Genomic DNA, 19,883 nt, shown 5'->3' with positions numbered 1-19,883 from the left:
AGATCAACGCACCTCCTCAAGCCGCGAGAAGGTCGGGCGGGGGGCAGCACGGCGGGTATGGGTGGGGGTACTGAACAGATTGACTCTACACGTATGTTCAGGGAGCATGGGGCACTGAAATTCTGTTGCCCATCACCGCCAGAGCAGGCGGGCGACCGAGCGAAGGAGTGCGGCCATGGAAGAGCTCACGGAGCGCCAGCGCGAAATCCTGACCTTCATCGTGAAGGAGTCGGAGGTCCGAGGCTTCCCCCCGACCATCCGGGAGATTGGGGAGCACATGGACATCCGGTCGACCAACGGGGTGAACGACCACCTGAAGGCCCTGGAGCGCAAGGGCTACCTGACCCGGGGCGAGCAGCAGAGCCGCTCGCTGGTGCCCACCAAGCGGGCGAGGCTGCTCCTGGGCCTGGGGATGAAGAGCCGGGAGTCCGGCATGATCGAGATTCCCCTCCTGGGCAAGGTGGCGGCGGGTGCGCCGGCGCTGGCGCAGGAGCACATGGAGGACTCGGTCAAGATCGACAGCTTCCTCCTGGGCGGGGTGAACGGCCGGGAGGTCTTCGCGCTGAGGGTCAAGGGCCAGTCGATGATCGACGACGGCATCCACGACGGGGACTACCTCTTCGTGAAGAAGACGCCGTCGGCGCAGCCAGGTGAGATTGTCGTGGCGCTCATCGAGGACGAGGCCACGGTGAAGCGCTACTACCCGGAGCAGGACCGCATCCGCTTCCAGCCGGCGAACGCGACGATGCAGCCCATCTACGTGAACCGCACGGACTTCCGTTCCACGATGATCCTGGGGCAGGTCGTGGGCGTGTACCGGAAGCTGCAGGGCGGCCGGACTTAAAGCAGTTCGTGGCACTTCCGCCCGGGCAACGTGAGCCCGGGCGGGAGGATTCAGCGGACGGGACAGGCGCCGCAGTCGATGCGACCAGGCGGTGTGCCGTTGACCGGCGCTCTCAAGCGGTCGTCTCAGCAGCTGACGCGAATACTTCGGCAGGCGTTCGCCATCGTGAGCAGCGTCAGCCCCACGCTGTCTCCCAGGACGAACAGCGGCGGACTGATGCTCTTGGGAAAGAACAGGCCCGAGTTCGCGACATCCATGCGGATCAGCAGACCGTCCTCGATGATGACCCGCTGACCATTGCGCCAGACGGGAAAGCCTTCGGCGATGTGCACGCGGTCCATCCTCGGCGCGCTCCGTCACGGCATGACAATCAGACTTCGGTGAACCGCATTCCCGTGGCGCGGATGCGTTCCAGCGCGAGCTTGATGTCCTCGGAGACGATCAGGGCGATGGACCATCCCCACGTCCGGAATACCTGCACATCGCCGACCTGGGCTGGGTCGATGCGCATGCCGTCAACGTCGCGATACTGGCCCACCCGGTCCGGCCGGCCATCTTGAGGCGTCCACCGGATTACCTCGTCGGACGCTTCGTCATCAATGCAGCGAATGAGGCGAGTCGCCACGAGAATGGCGTACGGCGCTTCGCGCCCCTGGACGGCCACGGGCACAAGTTGGATGTCCTGCTCCGCCAACTCTGAAAAAACGGCTGCGACACGCCCACTGACCACAGGCGTACTGAAGCCAGCTAGAGAGAAGTCGATGGTCGTTCCTGGATGCTCCACGGGAACAAGCAGCTCATGTTGCGGAGGAACGGGTCGACCCTCCCTGAATATCCAGGGGTCTTCGACCTCGTGCCCACCCGCATCCAGGGGAATGCCCAGCTCCCATCTCCCGGGCAGGGTGACGTCATCAAGTAGGCGATAGTAGCGCCGTGGCATGGATGGCTCCGGATTCACTCGCTTCTCATCAGCAGCTTGTGGAGGCCTGAGCCATGCGTGGTGGCCTCTTGTGCCAACTTCCTGAGCTCACCGACGAGAGCTTCGCGGCACTGCTCGACGCTGCGACACCCGCGCGTCGCCTCTTCCAGCCGGTCGTAGACGCGCTGATGGTACCGCTGAGGATGGGGGCCGCGATGTCCCGGGACTTCGACAACGTTCTCCGGGTCCTTCAGTTCCATCCCAGCCTTCTTGAAGATGCGCTGGAAACGGGGCGTCCACGGTCCCCCGCGCTGCGTGGAAACGTTGTTCCTGATGGTCGCGAGGTGATGCTTCTGACTGTCGCCCCGCGACGACATGGCGACCGCGTTGGGCGCCAAAGCGATGGTGAAGCCATCCGCGGTCATGGCCACGGACCGCACGCCACCCATGCCCGCGTAGGTGTAGCCAGCCTGGGCCTCCACCGCGATCGCTGCCTGCGCTGAGCCCGGGAGCATCGGAGTTTTCGCCGCGAGTCCCACCGTGTTGCCCACCGCCGCGGTGGCCAGCATCACGAAGACCCGTGCGGCGTTCTTCCCCAGCACCTTTCCGTAGCCCTCCCCTGCTTCGCGCAAATCGTCGAACGTCAGCGCGCGGTCCGCCTGCTTCACCAGCGTCAACCACCCGTCCAGCAGCCCCCACACCGTGTCCACGCCCAGGTACGCGATGGCCGTCGCGGTCATCAGCGCCGAGATGCCCTTCGACACGGGCTCGGGCAATGACCACAGAAGCAGATACACGGTGACGGAGGCCGTCACGGTGGCCAGGACCGCTTGCGGATTCACCACGCCCCGCAGCGCCTCCGCCGTCTCCTCCCACACGGAGTCCATCGCCAACGCCAGGGCCAACGCATACCGCCCGTCGCTTCCGAGCAGCGGGCCTTCCTCCAGCAACGACAGACAATCCCGCCCTTGCTTCTTGCGCTCGCACCACCGCCCGTAGGCACGCGCCAGCTCCGCCGACGCATCGTCCAGCAGGTGCAGCTCCCGCGCTTCCGCTTCCCCCAGGGGACGGATCCGATGCGTGCTCGCCTCGTAGCCGAACACGCCACTGCGTTCAGGCATGCCGAACAACGTCCGCGCGTCTCGCAGCGGATGCGCGAACGGACGAACCTCCCGCGCGAACTCCGACACAGCATTCTTGAACTCGCCCTTCGTCAGCTCCGCATCCTCCAGCGGAGCCTCCTCCTCCACCTGGGGCGTCACGAGCACAGGCTCCGCACGCCCCGTGTCCAGGCGCACGACCCGGCCGGACGCGCAGCCCGTCAGGAGGACCAGCAACAGCAGGCAAAGCCCCCCACGACGCATTCCTACGGGCACTTCACCACGCCACCATCCGTCGCAGCCGCGGCCACTCGGGCGCACGAGGCCTGCACGGTGGCCGTGTCCTTCAAGTCACGCGCGAGCCTCGCGGTGGACAACTGCAGCTCCGTGTTATTCGCGTGCCCCGGCTCCGAGCCCAGGCTCGTCAGGATGCGCAGGGCATCCTGCTTGCGCCCCATCACCGTGAGCAGGTCCGCCAGCGCCTGCATCTCCCCCACGTCCGCGCCCGACACCGTCTCCAGGGCCTTCTGCAGCTCCCCTTCCGCCGCCGCTCGGGCATCCGTCGCCAGGTGCGCTCTCGCGAGCGCCACGTGCACGATGGCGCGGTCCTTCACCTTCAGGGACTCGCCGTAGGCCTTCAGCGCGTCATCGCGCTTGCCCAACTTGAGCTGGATCTCCGCCACCAGCTCCCACAGCGTCGGATCCTTCGGCGACTTCTTCGCGGCCTCTTCGTACGCCGCCGCCGCTTCCGGCAACCGGCCCGCTCGCACCTCCGCGTCTCCCAACGCCGTCAGCACCTCCGGCGTGCGCACGCCCTGCCCCGTCACCTTCCGCAAGAGCCCGAGCACCTCGTCCTGCCGCCCCTGCTTCGTCAGCACGTCCACCGCCCGCACCAACAGATCGGCCTTCGACGCGTCTGGCGCGGCCTCGGCCGCCTGCGTGAAGTCGCGCACCGCCTCGTCGTGGTCGCCGCGCTCCTCGGCCAGCTCGCCCAGCTGCTCCAGCGCGTTGAAGTCCTTCGGATGCAGCGCCAGCGCCTTCTGCAGCGACTGCCGCGCTTCGTTCTTCTTGCCCAGCTGCGCCTGGATGAACCCCAGCCGGCTCCAGTTGGTGGAGCGCTTCGCATCCAACCGCAGCGCCACCTCGAACTCCTTCTCGGCCTCCTCCAACCGGCTCATCGACAGGAGCACCTCGCCCCTCGCGGCGGGCAGGCGTGGATCCGCGGGCGTCAACGTCTTCATCTCGTCGAAGGACTTGAGCGCGGCGTCGAAGTTGCCCTTGAGGTACTCGGAGTTGCCCTGGAGGTAGAGCCCTTCCGCCTGGTCCTTCGGGTCGAGCTTCGGCGTTTCAGTGCAGGCCCCGGAGGCCAGCAGGGCGATGAGCGGCAGGGCACGCAGACGCGAGGACATGAAAGGCTCCGGAAGACTCAGAAGTGATACGCGATGCCAGCGTTGACATCGAAGTTGAGGCCGTCGCCCGCGCCGTCGTCCGCGAGTCCCAGCACCGCCTGCGCGATGTTCGTTCCCAGCTCCAACTGGAAGCCCACATGGCCCGCCAGCAGGTACTCCAACCCCACGAATCCCACGACGGACGGCAGCGGGCCCGTACTCTGGAAGATGCCGTAGTCGCCGAACGACAACTGCACGCCCAGGCCGAAGCCCCAGTACGGCCGCAGGTCCTTCTCCAGGCGGTGATAGTGCCGCGCCCCCACGATGCTGGGCAGCACGTTGAGCTCGCCCTCCTCGTCGCCGCCGGCATGCACCCAGGTGAAGCCGACCTGGACGAAGCCCTGCCATTCCGGGTGGAACCAGTAGCCCACCTCCAGGTCCAGGCCGGGATTCAACGACGACACCTTGTCGATGAAGCTGTTGTTGAAGCGCAGCCCCAACGTGAGCCCGCCCCCTGGAGACGACGCGACCGCGCCGCCCAGGAGCGGCCGGGCCGGAACGACCTCACCGGGCGACTCCAGCGCGACGCGCAGCTCGTCAGACACGGCGACGACCGCGCGCAGGAGCTCACCGTCCTCGGAGGCCTCCGTGCGTGGCCGAGCGAGGGTGCGGCCATCCCGCGTGTCCACGAGGCTCGCGTCGAGGAGGTACTGCCCCCCGAAGCGATCCAACCGCCCCGTGAGGACGTAGCGCGCCCCCGTCAGCGAGGACAGCTCCTGGACGCATTCGCCCTTCTCGCAAGGGGCGCTGTCCACCAGCTCCAGCTGGCGCTCAGTGCCGACCCGCTGTTGGAGCTCTCGCTGGGACAGCACGCGCAGCCGGGGCGACTCCGCGAGCCGGCCGGAGAGGAGCAACGTGATGCCCTCCGCGGCATCCTTCCCCGCCGCGTTGGCCGCCAGGGGCAGGACCGCCACCGTGAGCGGCTCGGCGACGGCCGCCCCCTCCTGGGCGAAGACAGGCGACGCCAGCGATACAAAGCACGCGATGAAGAGCCGGGGGAGGCGGGACACGGCCGACACTCTACCCTCCTCCCGGCCCGCGCCCAGGCCTTCCGTGGCTGCTTCCCTGCCCGCTCACTCCTGCTGGTTGAGCTTCGCCGCGATGGAACGCACCACGACGCGGGGGCTGACCCGCACCGAGAAGGCCGCCAGCCAGTTGAGCACGCCGTGGATGGAGACCACCCGTCCCTTCATCATCGCCGCGTAGGCATGGCCCGCGACCTCGGGCGCCTCCGCCACGCCCGGCCGCTTGAACAGGCGGGACTCCGCGTTGCCGGCGCGCCCGGCGAACTCCGTCTTCGTGGCGCCCGGACAGTGGCAGGTCGCCGTCACGCCCGTGCCCTCCAGCTCGACCGCGAGCGCCTCCGTGAACGACAGCACGAACGCCTTCGTCGCGTAGTACGTGGCCATGTACGGCCCCGGCTGGAAGCCCGCGGTGGACGCGATGTTGAGGATGCGCCCCTGCTTGCGCTCGCGCATGGGCCGCGCGAACAGGTGCGTGAGCTTGAGCAGCGCGGCGCAGTTGACCTCCACCATCTCCGCCTCGCGCCCCAGGTCCTGCTCCAGGAACGGACCGGAGGAACCGAACCCCGCGTTGTTGACGAGGAAGTCCACCGCGAGCCCCAGCTCCTGCACGCGCGCGAAGAGCTGCTCCGGCGCGGAAGGCTGTCCCAGGTCCGCCGGCAGCACGTGCGCCTTCACGCCGTGCGCCTGCTCCAGCCTGCGGGCCAGTTCCTCCAGTTTCGCCACGCCGCGCGCGACGAGGATGACGTCGTGCCCGTCCTTCGCGAACTGCTCCGCGAACTGCACTCCAAGCCCCGCCGACGCGCCGGTGATGAGCGCCACTTTCCGCGACATGGTGATGCCTCCCGGCGGGCCGATATAGCAGCACTCCGCGAGCAGCAGGCCCCAAGCCCGCGCACAAAGCGGTTGCCCCTGGGGATCCTCGGCCATATTCGGATGAGAACCCCGAGGACGTGGAGCCCGGCATGGAGCGGATGGACACCCTCGAAGCACTGCTCGCACGCGGACGGACGGAGGACGTAGCGCTCGGTGCGCCCGGCAGGCAGGGCATGACGTACGGCGCGCTGCGGGACCTCACCGCGACGGTCCGCGAGCAACTGAATGCGTGGGGCCTGGGACAAGGAGACCGTGTCGCGCTCGTGCTCCCCAACGGGCCGGAGATGGCGGCGGCCTTCCTCGCCGTGGCGAGCGGCGCGACGACCGCGCCGCTCAATCCCGCCTACCGCGCGGACGAGCTCGCGTTCTATCTGGACGACCTCAAGGCCCGTGCCCTCATCGTGCTTGAAGGAGCGGAGGGACCGGCCCGTGAGGTCGCGCGCGCACGCGACCTCCCGCTCATCGAACTGCGTCCGGTCCAGGAGGGGTCCGCGGGGCACTTCACGCTCGTGGCCGTGCAGCCATTCTCAGGCACGGCGCACCGGCCCGGCCCGGCCACCGCGGAAGATGTCGCGCTGGTGCTGCACACGTCGGGCACGACGGCGAGACCCAAGCAGGTGCCGCTGACGCACGCGAACCTCAGCGCCTCCGCGAGGCACATCGGCGCGCAGTTGGGCCTGGGTCCCACGGATGCGTGCCTCAACATCATGCCGCTGTTCCACATCCACGGGCTCGTGGCTGCGGTGCTTTCAAGTCTGGGGGCCGGTGGCCGCGTGGTGTGCACTCCCGGGTTCAACGCCCTGCGCTTCTTCTCCTGGTTCGAGGAGGTCCGCCCCACCTGGTACACGGCCGTCCCCACCATGCATCAAGCGCTGCTGGAGCGAGCCCATCGCAACGTGGACAGCCTGAAGGACCACCGCCTGCGATTCATCCGGTCCTCGTCCGCGTCGCTGCCGCCGCAGGTGATGGAGGAACTGGAGCGCGTCTTCGGCGTGCCCGTCATCGAGAGCTACGGCATGACGGAGGCCGCGCACCAGATGGCCTCCAACCCGCTGCCGCCGCGCCCCCGGTACGCGGGCTCGGTGGGGCTCGCCGCCGGGCCGGAGGTCGCCATCATGGACGACGCGGGCGCGCTGCTGCCTCCAGGTGCGCTGGGCGAAGTGGTCATCCGGGGACCCAACGTCATGTCCGGCTACGTGAACAACCCCGAGGCCAACGTGCGCGCCTTCACCCACGGGTGGTTCCGCACGGGCGACCAGGGGACGCTCGACGCGCAGGGCTACCTGCGGCTCACCGGACGGCTCAAGGAGCTGATCAATCGCGGCGGGGAGAAGGTGAGCCCGCTGGAGGTGGACACCGTGTTGCTGGATCATCCCGCCGTGCAGCAGGCCGTGACGTTCGCCCTGCCCCACCCCAAGCTCGGCGAGGACGTGGCCGCGGCCGTCGTGCCTCGCGAGGGCCACACTCCCACCGAGCGTGAGCTGCGCGACTTCGTGGCCTCACGCGTGGCGGACTTCAAGGTGCCCCGCCGCATCGTCTTCCTCACGGAGCTGCCCAAGGGCCCCACCGGCAAGGTGCAGCGCATCGGGCTCGCGGAGCGGCTGGGGCTCACGTCATGAGGGTCGCCATCTTCGGCGCGGGCGCCATCGGCGGCTTCCTGGGCGTCAAGCTGCTCCAGGCCGGCGCGGACGTCACCTTCATCGCACGAGGCGCCCACCTGGACGCGATGCGCGCCCACGGCGTCACGCTCACCAGCGGCGGTGAGACGGTCACCGTGCGTCCGCATTGCACGGACTCGCCCGACGACGCGGGCCCGCAGGACTACGTCTTCCTCACGCTCAAGGCCCACGCCCTGTCCGCCGCCGCGCCTCGAATCGCCCGGCTGCTGGGCCCGGAGACGGCGCTCGTCACCGGCATCAACGGTGTGCCCTACTGGTACTTCCACGGACTCGAAGGCCCGTACGCGGGCCGCCACATCGAGAGCGTGGATCCCGGCGGCGTGATCCTGCGCACCCTGCCTCCCGAGCGCGTCATCGCCACCGTGGTGTATCCGGCCGCGGAGGTCGTCTCTCCCGGCGTCATCGTGCACACGTACAACGACCGCGTGACGCTGGGCGAACCCGACGGCAGCAAGAGCCCGCGCGTGCAGGTCCTGTCGCAGCTCATGATGAAGGCCGGGCTCAAGTCGCCCGTGCGCCCGCGCATCCGCGATGAAATCTGGGTGAAGCTCTGGGGCAACCTCGCCTTCAACCCGCTGTCCGTGCTCACCGGGGCAACACTCGACGTCCTCGCCCGCCAGCCGGACCTGCGCGCCGTGGCCCGCACGATGATGGTGGAGGCGCAGGCCGTGGCGGAAGCGCTGGGCACGCGCTTCCTCATCGACGTGGACCAGCGCATCCAGGGCGCGGCCCAGGTCGGCGCGCACAAGACGTCCATGCTCCAGGACCTGGAGCGCGGGCGCCCCATGGAAATCGACGCACTGCTGGGCGCCGTCGTGGAATTGGGCCAGCTCACCGGCAAGCCCATGCCCACCTGCGAGAACATCCTCGCCCTGGTGCGCGAGCGCGCCCGCCACGCCGGAGGCTACCCGCCCCGCGCAACGCCCCCCGCTCCCGAAGTGACCTAGTCGTTCGCGGACGGCATCACGCCCAGGTACTCCAGCGGATCCGCCGGCTTGCCGTCCACGCGCACCTCGAAGTGGACGTGTGGACCGGACGTGCGGCCGGACTCGCCCACCGTGGCGATGACCTGCCCGCGCCGGACCTTCTGCCCCGTCTTCACGCGCAGGTCGCGGTTGTGCGCGTAGAGCGTAATCAGCGGCGCCGCGTGCTCCACGATGACGATGAGGCCGTAGCCCTTCTGCTCGCCCGCGTAGAGGACCGTGCCCTCCTGCGCCGTCTTGACGGGCGTGCCCGCGGGCGCCGCCAGGTCGATGCCGTCGTGCGGCTCCTTGCCCTTCTTGCCGAAGCGGCCATACAGCACGCCCCTCAACGGCCAGTCGAGCAGCCCCTGCGTCGCGAGCCTCGGACGCGACGGCGCGCCCGGACGCCCCGACACCACGCGCGCACGCGGCGGGTCCTCGCGGCGCGACACCGCCGGCACCGAGCGGCGCGGCGTGGACACCGGCGCCTGCCCCGGCTTGGAGAGCACCAGCTCCGGCTCCTCGTCGGACAGCGGCCCCGGGTCGCCGTACTTCGGCGGCTCACTGCCCGGAATCAGCAGGTCCTTTCCCACCGCCAGCTCACGCGGATCCTTGATGCCGTTGGCCCGCGCCAACTCCTCCACCGTGATGCCGTACGTCTTGGCGATGCGGTACATCGTCTCGCCCGCCGCCACCCGGTGGCGCACCGCCACCAGCTCCGGCTCCTCGTGCGTGGGCCTCAGCGCGAAGGCCAACGGCTTGCCGTTGCTCGTCGACTCGGGCCGCACGCCGGCCGTGTCCAGCTGCGAGGAGGAAGCGGCCTGGGTGCCCACGCAGCCGCTGAACAGCGCGGCCGCGAGCAACACCCAGAGCGCCCTGCCCGCTCGGCTGGAGCCGCCCGGCACCAACCTCAGGCACCGCCGCCCGAACCGTGCCGCTTGAAGCCCTGCAGGTTCCACCCCGAGAGCTCGGGGATGCGACCGTGGTCGGTCATCTCGAAGTGCAGCGGCGTCACCGACACACGCTTCTCGTCGATGACGGTGTTGCAGTCGCTGCCCGGGATGTCGTCGTGCGCGTACTCCGTGCCGCCAATCCAGTAGTACTTGCGGCCGCGCGGGTCCTCCTTCTCCACGACGTTGCTGCCGTAGGAGTGCCGCCCCTGCTTCGTGATGACGTAGCCGTCCGGCTCCACGCCGCCGGGGATGTTCACGTTGAGGAGCATCCGGGGCGGCAGGGGCCTCGACAGAGCCTCCGTCACCAGCGCCCGCGCGAAGCGGCCCGCCGGCCCGAAGTCGAACGGACCCCGCGTCACCAGGCTGAACGCGATGGCCGGGATGCCCAGGAACGCGGCCTCCATGGCCGCCGCCACCGTCCCGGAGTACATGATGTCGTCCGCCAGGTTCGCGCCGTGATTGATGCCGGAGACCATGAGCTGGGGACGATTGTCCTTCAGCAAGTGGTTCACCGCCAGATACGAGCAATCCGTGGGGGTGCCGTCCACGGCGAACCACCGCTCGCGCACCTCCTTGATGCGCAGCGGCCGGTGCAGGCTGATGGCATGGGAGGCGGCGCTCTGCTCGCGGTCAGGCGCCACCACCCACACCTCGCCCAGGGGGCTCACCGCCTCCACGAGCGTCTGCAGCCCTTCGGAGAAGTAGCCGTCGTCGTTGGAGACGAGGATGCGGGGGCGCGTGGTGCTCACGGTCACTGCTTCTTCGCGAGCGAGCGGAAGGCGGACCGGCCCGCGTACCGCGCACCGGCGCCCAGCTCCTCTTCAATGCGCAGGAGCTGGTTGTACTTGGCCACGCGGTCGGAGCGCGACGCCGAGCCCGTCTTGATCTGCCCGCAGTCCAGCGCCACCGCCAGGTCCGCGATGGTGGTGTCCTCGGACTCGCCGGAGCGGTGGCTCATGATGGACGTCATGCCCGCCTTGTGCGCCATGCGCACGGCGTCGAACGTCTCCGTCAGCGAACCAATCTGGTTCACCTTCACCAGGATGGAGTTCGTCGTGCCCATCTCGATGCCCTTGGACAGACGCTCCACGTTGGTGACGAAGAGGTCGTCGCCCACGAGCTGCATCTTGTCACCCAGCGCGTCGGTGAGCTTCTTCCACCCCTCCCAGTCATCCTCCGCCATGCCGTCTTCAATGGAGATGATGGGGTACTTCTGGGACAGGCCCCGGTAGTACTCCAGCAGGCCCTGCGAGTCGTACTCCTTGCCCTCGCCCTTGAGCTTGTACTTCTTGGAGCCCTTGTCGAAGAACTCGCTCGCGGCCACGTCCAGCGCGAGGAACAGCTGCTCGCCCGCCTTGAAGCCCGCGGCGTCGATGGCCTCCATGATGAGCTTGAGCGCCTCCTCGTTGGCCGGCAGGTCCGGGGCGTAGCCGCCCTCGTCGCCCACGCCCGTGGCCAGCTTGCGGCCCTTCAAAATCTTCTTGAGCGCGTGGAACACCTCCGCACCCCAGCGCAGGCCCTCCGCGAACGTCTTCGCGCCGGCGGGCACCACCATGAACTCCTGCACGTCCACGCGGGTGTCCGCGTGCGCGCCGCCGTTGAGGATGTTCATCAGCGGCACGGGCAGCGTGCGCGCCTGCAGGCCGCCCACGTAGCGGTACAGCGGCAGGCCGTGCGCGTCCGCCGCGGCGCGCGCGGTGGCCATGGAGACGGCGAGGATGGCGTTGGCGCCCAGCTTGGACTTGGTGGACGTGCCGTCCAGTTCGATCATCCGCTGGTCCACGGCCACCTGGTCCACGGCGTCCATGCCGATGAGCGCCGGCCCGATGGTGTCGCGCACGTGGTCCACGGCCTTGCGCACGCCCTTGCCCAGGTAGCGGCCCTTGTCCCCATCACGCAGCTCGTGCGCCTCGTGCTCGCCGGTGGAGGCACCGGAGGGCACCGTCGCGCGGCCACGCGAGCCGCCCACGAGCAGCACTTCGGCCTCCACGGTCGGATTGCCACGGGAATCGAGCACTTCACGCGCCAGGATTTGAGCGATCTCGGTCATAGGGCGCCGGTTCTACGAAGCACGGGCGGAACGGGCAAGCACGCTCGCACAGGCCGCCTGCTACAGTGTCCAGCCGCCGAATGCCTCCTCCTCCCAAGCGCCGCCTCACGGGCCCCGACCCGCTCCCCGGTCAGCGCGCCCGGGGCGCCCTCCTGGGCCTCGCCATCGGCAACGCCCTGGCCGTCCCCGTCGCGGGCAAGCCCCTCTACGCGCCGGCCTTCCCCCAGCTCGCCGAGGGGCCGTACCTGGGCATGTACGGAGGCGGCCCGCACGACCTGCGCAAGGGGCAGGTGACGGAGCCCACCCAGCTCGCGGTGGCGCTGGCCTTGAGCCTGCGCGACATGAAGCGTTACGACGCGGGGGACGCCCTCAAGCGCTACCGGGCCTGGCAGCCGCACGCCATCTCCGTCAGCGACCCCATGAAGGAGCTGTTCCAGGAGTGTGACGCCAGCCTCCCGCCCCAGGTGAAGGACGCCGGCAAGCGCGTGTGGCAGAAGAACTTCCGGAGGCTGGCCCCCGCGGGCGCCCTGCCGCGCGTGGTGCCCCTGGGCGTGCTCCTGACAAAGGACTCCTTCGCCCTGGCGAAGGCGGCGCTGGAGGACACCGCCCTCACCCACTTCGACCCGCGCAGCCAGCTGGCCGGCGCGGGGCTGTGCGCCGCCATCGCCAAGGCGGTGACGGGCGGCCCGAACCTGAAGGCCGCCGACCTGCTGCCCGCCGCGGAGGTGGGCATCTCCCTGGCTGCCGCCGCCCTGGGGAAGACGGAGAAAGATTACGTCCAGGAGGTGACCTTCGCCGCGAAGCTCCTGCGCGAGGACCTGGCCCTGGCGGCCCAGGACGACCCGCAGCTCTACGGCCCGGAGCTGCACATGCACCGGCCCGGCAATAACGCGGTGCGTGCGGCGTTCCGGCTGGCCTTCTGGGAGCTGCTCCACGTCCCCACCGCGGAAGGGGCGCTCCTGGACGTCGTCCACCGGGGCGGCGACACGGAGGTCCACGCCTCCGTCACCGGGGCGCTGGTGGGCGCCTTCCACGGTGAAGGAGCGCTGCCGGAGGAATGGCGCCAGAAGGTCCTTCTGGCCCTCCAGCCCTACAACCCCCTCCAGAAGGGAACGGTGCTGTGGGAGGTGTACCACCCCCGGCACCTGCTGCTGCTGGCTCCGGGGTGAGGAAGCCCGCAAGTGCGAAGCCCGCGGGGGCTGTCCGTTGAGGGACAGCCCGGCGCGGGCTCCGGGACACGCCGTGGCTCCGGGGCCACGGGTGGGATGGGTCATCAGCCGAGAAGGTCGATGACGACGACGCCTCGTGACGGCTTCTCTTCCTCGGTGTCCGTCCTCCGGTGGGGACGGTCATCGGGTGCAGGCAGTGGGAGCTCCACCACCGGCCGCTCGTAATCCTCGCGGCGGAGCCGCTCGCGGCGCTTGATTTCTTCAATGATGAACGCGTCGAGCATGGGTTCGGTTTCTCCCTCAGCCTACGTACCCCGATGTACGCCCGCCGTCCCGCCCCCTTACCACTTCCACATCTCTTTGATGCAAATTAAGAACCCCGGTTTCTTTCTGGGGATGGCGCCCTGATTCTGCATGGCTGCTCGTCCACCTCCTGACATCCGGGACAGTGCAACCGTGCCACGGATGTCAGGGAAGTGTCCGTGGACGTTCAAAATTCGCATGATCCTAATGGGTCCGCCGCGCGCCGCAACACGACTCACTTCAGGTGGCCCCCCTCCGCTCGCGTGGCACGGCTCCAGCCTGAAAGGGACCGCCCGCCTTCCTGCTCCCTGGCACGGCACGGGCCGTACGGGATGACAGGCAGGCGGGCGGAAAACTGACGCGCGAGGTCAGGGGTGACGAAAGCTGTCGACGAAAGCCGTCAGGGGGCTTCCGAGCGGCGCTTGAAGGCCTCCAGCATCTTGGGGAGCTGGGTTTCCGTCAGGGTGTTGATGATGGCCTTGGGGATGAGGGCGCCCAGGGCCATCTCCACGTTGTAGGTGGCGCGCGTCTTGCCCTCGCCCTCGGGCTCCAGCGTCCAGCTGCCCTTGTTGTCCTTCATCACCTCACCCTCGACGAAGGTCCAGGACATGCGCTTGGGGCGCTCCTCGGTGACGCGGATGGTGTAGCGGATGCGCTTCACCACATCGACCTCGTAGTGCACCTGGACGGTGTTCCCCTGGCGCTGGGAGGTGGAGACCTTCTTCACCTCCGGGAGGAACTCCGCGTAGCGGTCGTAGTTGGTGATGATGTCGAAGACCTTCTCGACGGGGGCGTTGATGGTGATGGTGCGCGTGGCGCCGGCCATGACGGTGTCTCCGGAAGGCTTGAGGAACGGGCGAGGCTGCCGGACAGCTTACGGCGCGTAGCCCGGCTTCTTGTCGAACTTGTGGATGGACTGGATGAAGCGGACGGTGCCCGTCTTGCTGCGCATGACGACGGAGTGCGTCTCACAGCCGCCGCCGAAGAAGCGCACGCCCTTGAGGAAGTCGCCGCTCGTCACGCCCGTGGCGGCGAACATCACCTCACCGCGAGCCAGCTCCTCCGCGGTGTAGATCTTGTGGATGTCGGTGATGCCCATCTTCTTGGCGCGGTCGATCTCCCCCTGGTTGCGAGGCACCAGCCGACCCTGCAGGTCGCCGCCGGTGGCGCGGATGGCGGCCGCGGCGATGACGCCTTCCGGCGCGCCGCCAATGCCCATGAGCACGTCCACGCCGGAGCCCTCGAAGCAGGTGGCGATGGCGCCCGCGACGTCACCGTCCTCGATGAGGCGCACTCGCGCGCCCGCGGCGCGGACCTCCTTGATGAGGTCGGCGTGGCGCTCGCGGTCGAGGATCATGACCGTGAGGTCCTCCACGTAGAGCTTCATGCGCTCCGCGATGGCGCGCAGGTTCTCCGTGGGGGACTTCGTCAGGTCGATGGCGCCCCTGGCGCGCGGGCCCACGGCGATTTTCTCCATGTACGTGTCGGGCGCGTTGAGCAGGCCGCCGTGGCTGGACATGGCCACGACGGAGATGGAGCCCGGGCGGCCGTAGGCGCACAGGTTGGTGCCCTCCAGCGGATCCAGGGCGATGTCCACCTCGGGGGCGCCGGCGGTGCGGGCGCCCACGCGCTCACCGATGTAGAGCATGGGCGCTTCGTCGCGCTCGCCCTCGCCGATGACGACCGTGCCGTCGATGATCAGCGCGTCGAAGGCGCGGCGCATCGCGTCCACGGCGGCCTGGTCGGACTCGTCCTTGTTGCCGCGGCCCATGAGGCGGGCGGAGGCGATGGCCGCCATCTCGGTGACGCGCACGACCTCCATTGCCAGGTTGCGATCCATTGTCGGGTGCTCCTCGTTCGGGAATTCGGGAAGGGAAAAAGGTCAGGTGTCGGAGTCGTCCGCGGCCTTCAGGCGGGCGATGGCTTCGGGCAGCCGCTGCGGTTTGCCGTCGCGCCCCACGCAGGCGTGCAGGGTGCGGCCGGTGCACAGCAGCGTGGGGGAGTCACCGTCGCGCAGCAGCTCGTAGGTGAACACGAGTGACGCGCGGCGCAACTCTCCCAGGGTGGTGCGGATGAGGAGCATGTCGTCGTAGCGCGCGGACGCCTTGTAATGGGCGCTGGCCTCCACCACGGGCAACAGCAGCCCGGTGCTCTCCAGTTCGCGGTAGCTGCCTCCGTGGGCACGGAAGAACTCGCTGCGGGCGAACTCGAAGTAGCGGAAGTAGTTCGCGTAGTAGACGACCCCCATCTGATCCGTGTCGCCGTAGATGACGCGCAGCCGTGCCTCGACCATTGAGGCGCCCATATCAGGGCGGGGTGACGTGTCCAAGCGGTGGGCGCGCATGTTGGTTGCTTCTGTTCATCCGGCCGGAGAGGCTGCCGCACCATGTCGCGCCTGATTGCCGCCCTCCTCGTCCTGTTCGCCCTGCCCGCCTCCGCCAAGGCCCCGAAGCTCACGCTGTTCATCAGCGTGGACGCCATGGGCAGCGACGTCCTGTTGAGAAACCGTCCGCGCCTGACAGGGGGCCTGGGCCGGCTGCTCTCCACGGGCGCCTACTACCCCTACGCCCGGTACGCCTACGCGGAGGCCCGGACGGCGCCGGGCCACGCCACGCTGGCCACGGGCGCGAACCCCTGGCGCCACGGCATCGTGGACAACGACATCTACGACCGCGCGGCCGGCCAGGCGGTCCAGGTCTACACGGACCCGACGCATCCGGTGCTGAACGGGGAGACGCCTCCAGGGTCGGACACCAGCCCGGTGAACCTGATGGCGGAGACGCTGGCGGACCGGCTGCGCGTGTCCACGCAGGGCCGGGGCAAGGTGGTGGCGCTGTCCTACAAGTCGCGGGCGGCCATTCCGCTGGCCGGGCGCCAGGGTCAGGCCTGGTGGTTCGACGAGTCGACGGGCCGGATGGTGACGAGCACCTGGTACGCGAAGGCGGAGCCCGCGTGGATGCAGGCGTTCAACGCGCGCAAAATGCCGGACGCGGCGTTCAGCAAGACGTGGGAGCTGTTGCGTCCGCGCGCCGAGTACGTAGGCGAGGACGACCGCCCCATGGAGCCGGAGGCCTACGGCATGGGCCGCGTGTTCCCGCATGAGCTCAAGGGCGGGCTCCAGGCGCCCGGGCCGGCGTCGTACCGGGCGTTCGCGGTGTCGGGGTTCTCGCATGACCTGCTGGTGCAGGCGGCGAAGGCGGCGCTAGAGGGCGAGGGCCTGGGCAAGGACGACGTGCCGGACATCCTGGCGGTGAGCTTCAGCGGGACGGACGCGGTGTTCCACGCGTTCGGGCCGTACTCGTGGGAGATGCAGGACACGATGCTGCGGTTGGACGTGGCGATGGGGGAGCTCATCGCCGCGGCCGAGCGCGCGGCGGGGGGCAAGGCGAACCTGGTCATCGCGTTGTCGGCGGACCACGGCGGCGCGGAGATTCCGGAGGCGTGGGCGCAGGCGGGCGTGCCGGCGGCGCGGCTCAACCCGGTGGAGGCGGCGAAGGGCCTGGCGCAGGAGCTGAAGGCGAAGTTCGGCGTGGACGTGACGGTGAAGCTGCTGGAGCTGGACGTGTACCTGGGCGGCAAGGCGCTGGAGTCCGGACAGGTGGACGCGGTGGCGGTGCGGCGCGCGGCGGCGGTGTGGCTGGCGAAGCAGCCCTATGCCGTATGGGCGGTGGCGAAGGACGACCTGGACACGGCGCCGGACCAGGGGGGCCTCATGGCGGCGATGCGCCGTGGCTACTACCCGGTGCGCAGCGGCGACGTGCTGTTCATGGCGAAGCCGTTCCAGGTCGTCAGCGACTACCCGCGCGGCACGAACCACGGCACGCCGTATTCGTACGACACGCAGGTACCGGTGGTGTTCGCCGGCAAGGGCGTGAAGCCGGGGCTGTTCCTGGAGGAGATCAACCCCGTGGACGTGGCCCCGACCCTGTCCGCGCTGCTGGAGATGGGGATGCCCGCGTCGGCGGAGGGCAAGCCTCGCGTGGAGGCGCTGGTGAAATGAAGGTGCTCTGTCTGGAAGAGCCCGGTCCAATGCTCCGGACTCACACCTTCACCGTCGGGAAGTCCTGACGCGGCGCCGTCCAACGCGAGTTGAACGCGTTGGACGGCGGCGCGAGAACGGTGGACCCCAGCCGGATGTTTCAGCCCCGGGCGGCGCGGGCGTCACGGCCCTTGGCGCGGGCGGCCTTGGAGAGCAGGTCGCTCCCCTTCTCCTCGCCCTTCATCCACGCCTTCAGCGCGGGCACCACCTGCTTGCTCCAGGCGCGGCCGGCACGCACGGCCAGGAAGTCCTGCACCAGCGCGTCCACGATGGCGGAGAGCTGCTCGGTCAGCTCCAGACGCTCGGAGAGCTGATCATCCTCTTCCTCCGTCATGAGCGCGGGCAGCTTGGCGGCGCGGATGTCCAGGAACTCGGAATCGAGGGTGACTTCGTATTCGCGCTCGCCGTGCGAGATGCGCAGCCGCGCCTGGGACACCAGCAGGCCCCGGTCCAGCGAGTGGCGCACGTTCTCCGAATACGGCGCCAGCGTGCCCTTGGCGCTCATCTCCGTGACGTCGCCCGCCACGCCGCGCAGCACCACCTTGCCCAGGTAGAGCACCACCACGCCCGCGCCGGCGTGCTCGACCAGCGGGTCGCCCGACTCCGAGCGCCACAAGAGCCACGTCATGAACTCGCGGCCCAGGTAGGCCCGGCCGCGCAGCAGCTGTTCGCGGGCCTTGCCCTTTTCGACTTCGGCTTCGTCCTTCTCCTCCTCGGTGGCGGCACCATCCACGCCGACATCGCCCCGAGCGAACGCCGCCTCTTCCCTCGCCTGCTCACGCTTCGCCATGGGTGTCCTCCACCGAAGCCGTCGCCGGCAGGTCCATGCCAATGAGCTCCGCCGTGGGGCCCAGGGCCTTCTCGTCGATGCCCGCGCGCTGCGCCATGGACGCGGGCGTGATGCCAATCACCTTCACCGCCAGGGCGCCTTCCAGCGCCACGCAGATTTCATCCACCGTCTTTCGCGACGCGGCCCAGACCTGCACCGTGTGCGTCTTCAGGTTCCACGTCACGTCCAGCGTGCTGGTGCGCGGCACCGCGCGCTGACGCAGGAGCTGCTTCAACTCCGCGCGCTGCTTGTTCTTCTCCGCGCGCGCGGGCGGCCGGCCGTTCTCCTTGCCGAAGGCGGCGGACCACTTGTCCAGCTCCGACTTCATCATCGACGCGGGCACCTTCAGCGTGTCGATGCGGAAGGAGAAGAGGGCGTACTCGCCATAGTAGAGGTTGCCGGTGGCGAACTCGGAGGACTCCGGGTTCTCCAGCTCGACAAAGCCAGCGGCGCGCTCCTCCTCGGAGCGGCGGTCGATGGGCTCGAACGCATGGGACTTGAGTCCCTTGGTCATCCAGCGCTTGACGTCGGACGGCGCATCCTTGGCCGGCTCGGTCCGGAAGCGCGAAAAGGTCACTGCACCACGTAGGACAGGCATGGGGCGCGGCAGGATGGGGGTCGCGTGGCGTCGCGTCAAGGCACTCGGTGTGGCTGGACGCGAAGGGCCGGGAATAGCCCCCGCGGATATTCGTTTGCCCGGGCTCCGTCCAACCGTGCACGTCTCCGCCCCACCCCGCTGGCGGGAATCCATGACACTCCCAGGCACGCGACATACGGTGGCCGCCGCCATGCGCCGCGCACTCCTCTCCGCCAGCGTCGTTGCCCTCTTCCTGTCCGCCTGCACCCACACGGCCGCCACGCCGGACGGCGCCGCGCGCGACACCCTGCCCGGAGTCACCCGGGCCCTGCTGGAGACCCTGGAGGCGGACGGCGCGCTCGCGGGCGCGTACGTGGTGGACGCGCGCACCGGCGAGCCCCTCTTCACCCACCGCGAGAACGTGCGGCTGCTGCCCGCGTCCACCATGAAGGTGGTGTCCACCTCCGCCGCGCTGTCCGCGCTGGGTGCGGACTTCCGCTTCACCACCCCGGTCTTCCTGGAGGGCTCGCAGGCGGGAGGCCTGTTCCTGGGCGACGTGGTGGCGCAGGCGTCCGGGGACCCGTCGCTGGGCTCGTGGCGCTTCCCGGAGACGGCGCTCGCGTGCGACCGCGTGGCGGAGGCCTTCCAGGCGCGCGGCATCCACCAGTGGCGCGGCAACGTGCGCATCTCCGGCACGGACGGCATGGACGGCGGCATGGGCCCGGGCTGGGCCTGGGATGACGCGGCCTATGCCTACAGCGCGGCGCCCACGCCCTTCGTCTTCCGCGAGAACGTGGTGGACCTGGCGCTGGCGCGCGCCCCCGGCGCCACCTGCGCGGACGCCCCTTCTGTCCAGTGGACGCCCACCTTCGCCACGCTGTCCGCGGTGGTGAACGTGGACGTCAACGCCGAGCGCGCGAACCTGGCCTGCGTGCGCGGAGGCGGCGGAGTGCGCTGCACGTGGCGCTCGCCCACCGGCGGGCCGTGCCCCCAGGCCGCCGCGGTGAAGCTGTCCGTGGACGCGCCGGAAGCCCTCTTCGCCGCGTGCGTGGACGACGCGCTGGCGCGGCACGGAATCACGCGGCTGCCGCTCTCACTGGAGGCCCCCACCCC

21 protein-coding genes are annotated in these 19,883 nt (G+C 69.4%); 6 read left to right on the top strand and 15 right to left on the bottom strand.

Annotated features, from left to right (window positions below; genetic code table 11):
• Positions 1-175: 175 nt before the first annotated feature.
• A complete protein-coding gene (gene lexA / locus D7V77_RS22030; protein WP_120578257.1) occupies positions 176-844 on the top strand; it encodes a transcriptional repressor LexA in 669 nt (222 codons plus the stop codon).
• 125 nt (positions 845-969) lie between these two features.
• On the opposite strand, the gene D7V77_RS22025 is transcribed toward lexA, so the two are convergent.
• The 6 genes from D7V77_RS22025 to D7V77_RS22000 form a co-directional block, all read right to left on the bottom strand.
• Positions 970-1,176 carry a hypothetical protein gene (locus tag D7V77_RS22025; RefSeq protein WP_126935119.1) on the bottom strand — a complete coding sequence of 69 codons (207 nt, stop codon included), beginning with the start codon at positions 1,174-1,176 and terminating at the stop codon, positions 970-972.
• A 38-nt stretch (positions 1,177-1,214) separates the two neighbouring features.
• Positions 1,215-1,784 (bottom strand): DUF1629 domain-containing protein, encoded by a 570-nt coding sequence (locus D7V77_RS22020; RefSeq protein WP_120578255.1) that lies wholly within the window; start codon positions 1,782-1,784, stop codon positions 1,215-1,217.
• A 14-nt stretch (positions 1,785-1,798) separates the two neighbouring features.
• Positions 1,799-3,127 carry an AHH domain-containing protein gene (locus tag D7V77_RS22015; RefSeq protein ID WP_120578254.1) on the bottom strand — a complete coding sequence of 443 codons (1,329 nt, stop codon included), beginning with the start codon at positions 3,125-3,127 and terminating at the stop codon, positions 1,799-1,801.
• Positions 3,128-3,129: 2 nt separating this feature from the next.
• Entirely contained in the window at positions 3,130-4,272 is a 1,143-nt protein-coding gene (locus tag D7V77_RS22010; protein ID WP_120578253.1) for a lipopolysaccharide assembly protein LapB, read from the bottom strand.
• Between the two features lie 17 nt (positions 4,273-4,289).
• Entirely contained in the window at positions 4,290-5,321 is a 1,032-nt protein-coding gene (locus D7V77_RS22005) for a CsgG/HfaB family protein (protein ID WP_233597151.1), read from the bottom strand.
• Positions 5,322-5,384: 63 nt separating this feature from the next.
• Complete coding sequence (locus tag D7V77_RS22000; RefSeq protein WP_120578251.1) at positions 5,385-6,167, bottom strand: SDR family oxidoreductase; 783 nt, start codon at positions 6,165-6,167, stop codon at positions 5,385-5,387.
• A 131-nt stretch (positions 6,168-6,298) separates the two neighbouring features.
• Here D7V77_RS22000 and D7V77_RS21995 point away from each other — a divergent pair, with 131 nt between their 5' ends.
• Positions 6,299-7,828, top strand: a complete 1,530-nt coding sequence (locus tag D7V77_RS21995) for an acyl--CoA ligase (protein ID WP_120578264.1) — start codon at positions 6,299-6,301, stop codon at positions 7,826-7,828.
• Positions 7,825-8,835 (top strand): 2-dehydropantoate 2-reductase, encoded by a 1,011-nt coding sequence (locus tag D7V77_RS21990; RefSeq protein ID WP_120578250.1) that lies wholly within the window; start codon positions 7,825-7,827, stop codon positions 8,833-8,835. Before D7V77_RS21995 ends, D7V77_RS21990 begins: the two co-directional genes overlap by 4 nt.
• Here the strand turns inward: D7V77_RS21990 and D7V77_RS21985 are convergent.
• Genes D7V77_RS21985 through eno form a run of 3 tightly spaced genes read right to left on the bottom strand, consistent with a single transcriptional unit; the run spans position 8,832 to position 11,853 of the window.
• A complete protein-coding gene (locus D7V77_RS21985; RefSeq protein WP_233597150.1) occupies positions 8,832-9,716 on the bottom strand; it encodes a M23 family metallopeptidase in 885 nt (294 codons plus the stop codon). The two genes, D7V77_RS21990 and D7V77_RS21985, sit on opposite strands and share 4 nt — an antisense overlap.
• 44 nt (positions 9,717-9,760) lie before the next feature.
• A complete protein-coding gene (gene surE, locus D7V77_RS21980; RefSeq protein ID WP_120578263.1) occupies positions 9,761-10,552 on the bottom strand; it encodes a 5'/3'-nucleotidase SurE in 792 nt (263 codons plus the stop codon).
• A 2-nt stretch (positions 10,553-10,554) separates the two neighbouring features.
• Positions 10,555-11,853, bottom strand: a complete 1,299-nt coding sequence (eno, locus tag D7V77_RS21975) for a phosphopyruvate hydratase (protein WP_120578248.1) — start codon at positions 11,851-11,853, stop codon at positions 10,555-10,557.
• 80 nt (positions 11,854-11,933) lie between these two features.
• On the opposite strand from eno, the gene D7V77_RS21970 reads away from it, so the two are divergent.
• On the top strand, positions 11,934-13,022 hold the full coding sequence (locus D7V77_RS21970) for an ADP-ribosylglycohydrolase family protein (protein WP_120578262.1): 1,089 nt from the start codon (positions 11,934-11,936) through the stop codon (positions 13,020-13,022).
• A 104-nt stretch (positions 13,023-13,126) separates the two neighbouring features.
• Here the strand turns inward: D7V77_RS21970 and D7V77_RS21965 are convergent, their stop codons facing one another.
• The 4 genes from D7V77_RS21965 to D7V77_RS21950 all read right to left on the bottom strand — a co-directional run bounded on the left by D7V77_RS21965 (position 13,127) and on the right by D7V77_RS21950 (position 15,618).
• A complete protein-coding gene (locus D7V77_RS21965) occupies positions 13,127-13,306 on the bottom strand; it encodes a hypothetical protein (protein WP_043321424.1) in 180 nt (59 codons plus the stop codon).
• Positions 13,307-13,725: 419 nt separating this feature from the next.
• Positions 13,726-14,151 carry a type II toxin-antitoxin system RatA family toxin gene (locus D7V77_RS21960; RefSeq protein WP_120578247.1) on the bottom strand — a complete coding sequence of 142 codons (426 nt, stop codon included), beginning with the start codon at positions 14,149-14,151 and terminating at the stop codon, positions 13,726-13,728.
• Between the two features lie 48 nt (positions 14,152-14,199).
• Complete coding sequence (gene glpX / locus D7V77_RS21955) at positions 14,200-15,165, bottom strand: class II fructose-bisphosphatase (RefSeq protein WP_120578246.1); 966 nt, start codon at positions 15,163-15,165, stop codon at positions 14,200-14,202.
• A gap of 42 nt (positions 15,166-15,207) precedes the next feature.
• Complete coding sequence (locus D7V77_RS21950; RefSeq protein WP_120578245.1) at positions 15,208-15,618, bottom strand: thioesterase family protein; 411 nt, start codon at positions 15,616-15,618, stop codon at positions 15,208-15,210.
• Positions 15,619-15,711: 93 nt separating this feature from the next.
• Between D7V77_RS21950 and D7V77_RS21945 the strand changes: the two genes are divergently transcribed.
• Complete coding sequence (locus D7V77_RS21945) at positions 15,712-17,325, top strand: alkaline phosphatase family protein (protein ID WP_120578244.1); 1,614 nt, start codon at positions 15,712-15,714, stop codon at positions 17,323-17,325.
• Positions 17,326-17,464: 139 nt separating this feature from the next.
• Here the strand turns inward: D7V77_RS21945 and D7V77_RS21940 are convergent, their stop codons facing one another.
• Positions 17,465-18,154, bottom strand: a complete 690-nt coding sequence (locus D7V77_RS21940) for a hypothetical protein (protein ID WP_120578243.1) — start codon at positions 18,152-18,154, stop codon at positions 17,465-17,467.
• A complete protein-coding gene (rdgC, locus tag D7V77_RS21935) occupies positions 18,141-18,791 on the bottom strand; it encodes a recombination-associated protein RdgC (protein ID WP_120578242.1) in 651 nt (216 codons plus the stop codon). The genes D7V77_RS21940 and rdgC overlap by 14 nt, the downstream gene beginning before the upstream one ends.
• 190 nt (positions 18,792-18,981) lie before the next feature.
• Here rdgC and D7V77_RS21930 point away from each other — a divergent pair.
• On the top strand, positions 18,982-19,883 hold a 902-nt coding region (locus D7V77_RS21930; RefSeq protein WP_233597149.1), incomplete at its 3' end, for a D-alanyl-D-alanine carboxypeptidase.

The organism is Corallococcus sp. CA041A (assembly GCF_003612075.1).
GTDB classification, from domain to species: domain Bacteria; phylum Myxococcota; class Myxococcia; order Myxococcales; family Myxococcaceae; genus Corallococcus; species Corallococcus exiguus.
Note: the sequence above shows the minus strand (reverse complement) of the source record. Positions and strands in the feature narration are given on the sequence as shown.

Coding starts and splice junctions, on each gene's coding strand:
- lexA (WP_120578257.1), top strand. CDS start 176: ATGGAAGAGCTCACGGAGCGCCAGCGCGAAATCCTGACCTTCATCGTG.
- D7V77_RS22020 (WP_120578255.1), bottom strand. CDS start 1,784: ATGCCACGGCGCTACTATCGCCTACTTGATGACGTCACCCTGCCCGGG.
- D7V77_RS22015 (WP_120578254.1), bottom strand. CDS start 3,127: ATGCGTCGTGGGGGGCTTTGCCTGCTGTTGCTGGTCCTCCTGACGGGC.
- D7V77_RS22010 (WP_120578253.1), bottom strand. CDS start 4,272: ATGTCCTCGCGTCTGCGTGCCCTGCCGCTCATCGCCCTGCTGGCCTCC.
- D7V77_RS22000 (WP_120578251.1), bottom strand. CDS start 6,167: ATGTCGCGGAAAGTGGCGCTCATCACCGGCGCGTCGGCGGGGCTTGGA.
- D7V77_RS21995 (WP_120578264.1), top strand. CDS start 6,299: ATGGAGCGGATGGACACCCTCGAAGCACTGCTCGCACGCGGACGGACG.
- D7V77_RS21990 (WP_120578250.1), top strand. CDS start 7,825: ATGAGGGTCGCCATCTTCGGCGCGGGCGCCATCGGCGGCTTCCTGGGC.
- eno (WP_120578248.1), bottom strand. CDS start 11,853: ATGACCGAGATCGCTCAAATCCTGGCGCGTGAAGTGCTCGATTCCCGT.
- D7V77_RS21970 (WP_120578262.1), top strand. CDS start 11,934: ATGCCTCCTCCTCCCAAGCGCCGCCTCACGGGCCCCGACCCGCTCCCC.
- D7V77_RS21965 (WP_043321424.1), bottom strand. CDS start 13,306: ATGCTCGACGCGTTCATCATTGAAGAAATCAAGCGCCGCGAGCGGCTC.
- D7V77_RS21960 (WP_120578247.1), bottom strand. CDS start 14,151: ATGGCCGGCGCCACGCGCACCATCACCATCAACGCCCCCGTCGAGAAG.
- glpX (WP_120578246.1), bottom strand. CDS start 15,165: ATGGATCGCAACCTGGCAATGGAGGTCGTGCGCGTCACCGAGATGGCG.
- D7V77_RS21950 (WP_120578245.1), bottom strand. CDS start 15,618: ATGGTCGAGGCACGGCTGCGCGTCATCTACGGCGACACGGATCAGATG.
- D7V77_RS21945 (WP_120578244.1), top strand. CDS start 15,712: ATGTCGCGCCTGATTGCCGCCCTCCTCGTCCTGTTCGCCCTGCCCGCC.
- D7V77_RS21940 (WP_120578243.1), bottom strand. CDS start 18,154: ATGGCGAAGCGTGAGCAGGCGAGGGAAGAGGCGGCGTTCGCTCGGGGC.
- rdgC (WP_120578242.1), bottom strand. CDS start 18,791: ATGCCTGTCCTACGTGGTGCAGTGACCTTTTCGCGCTTCCGGACCGAG.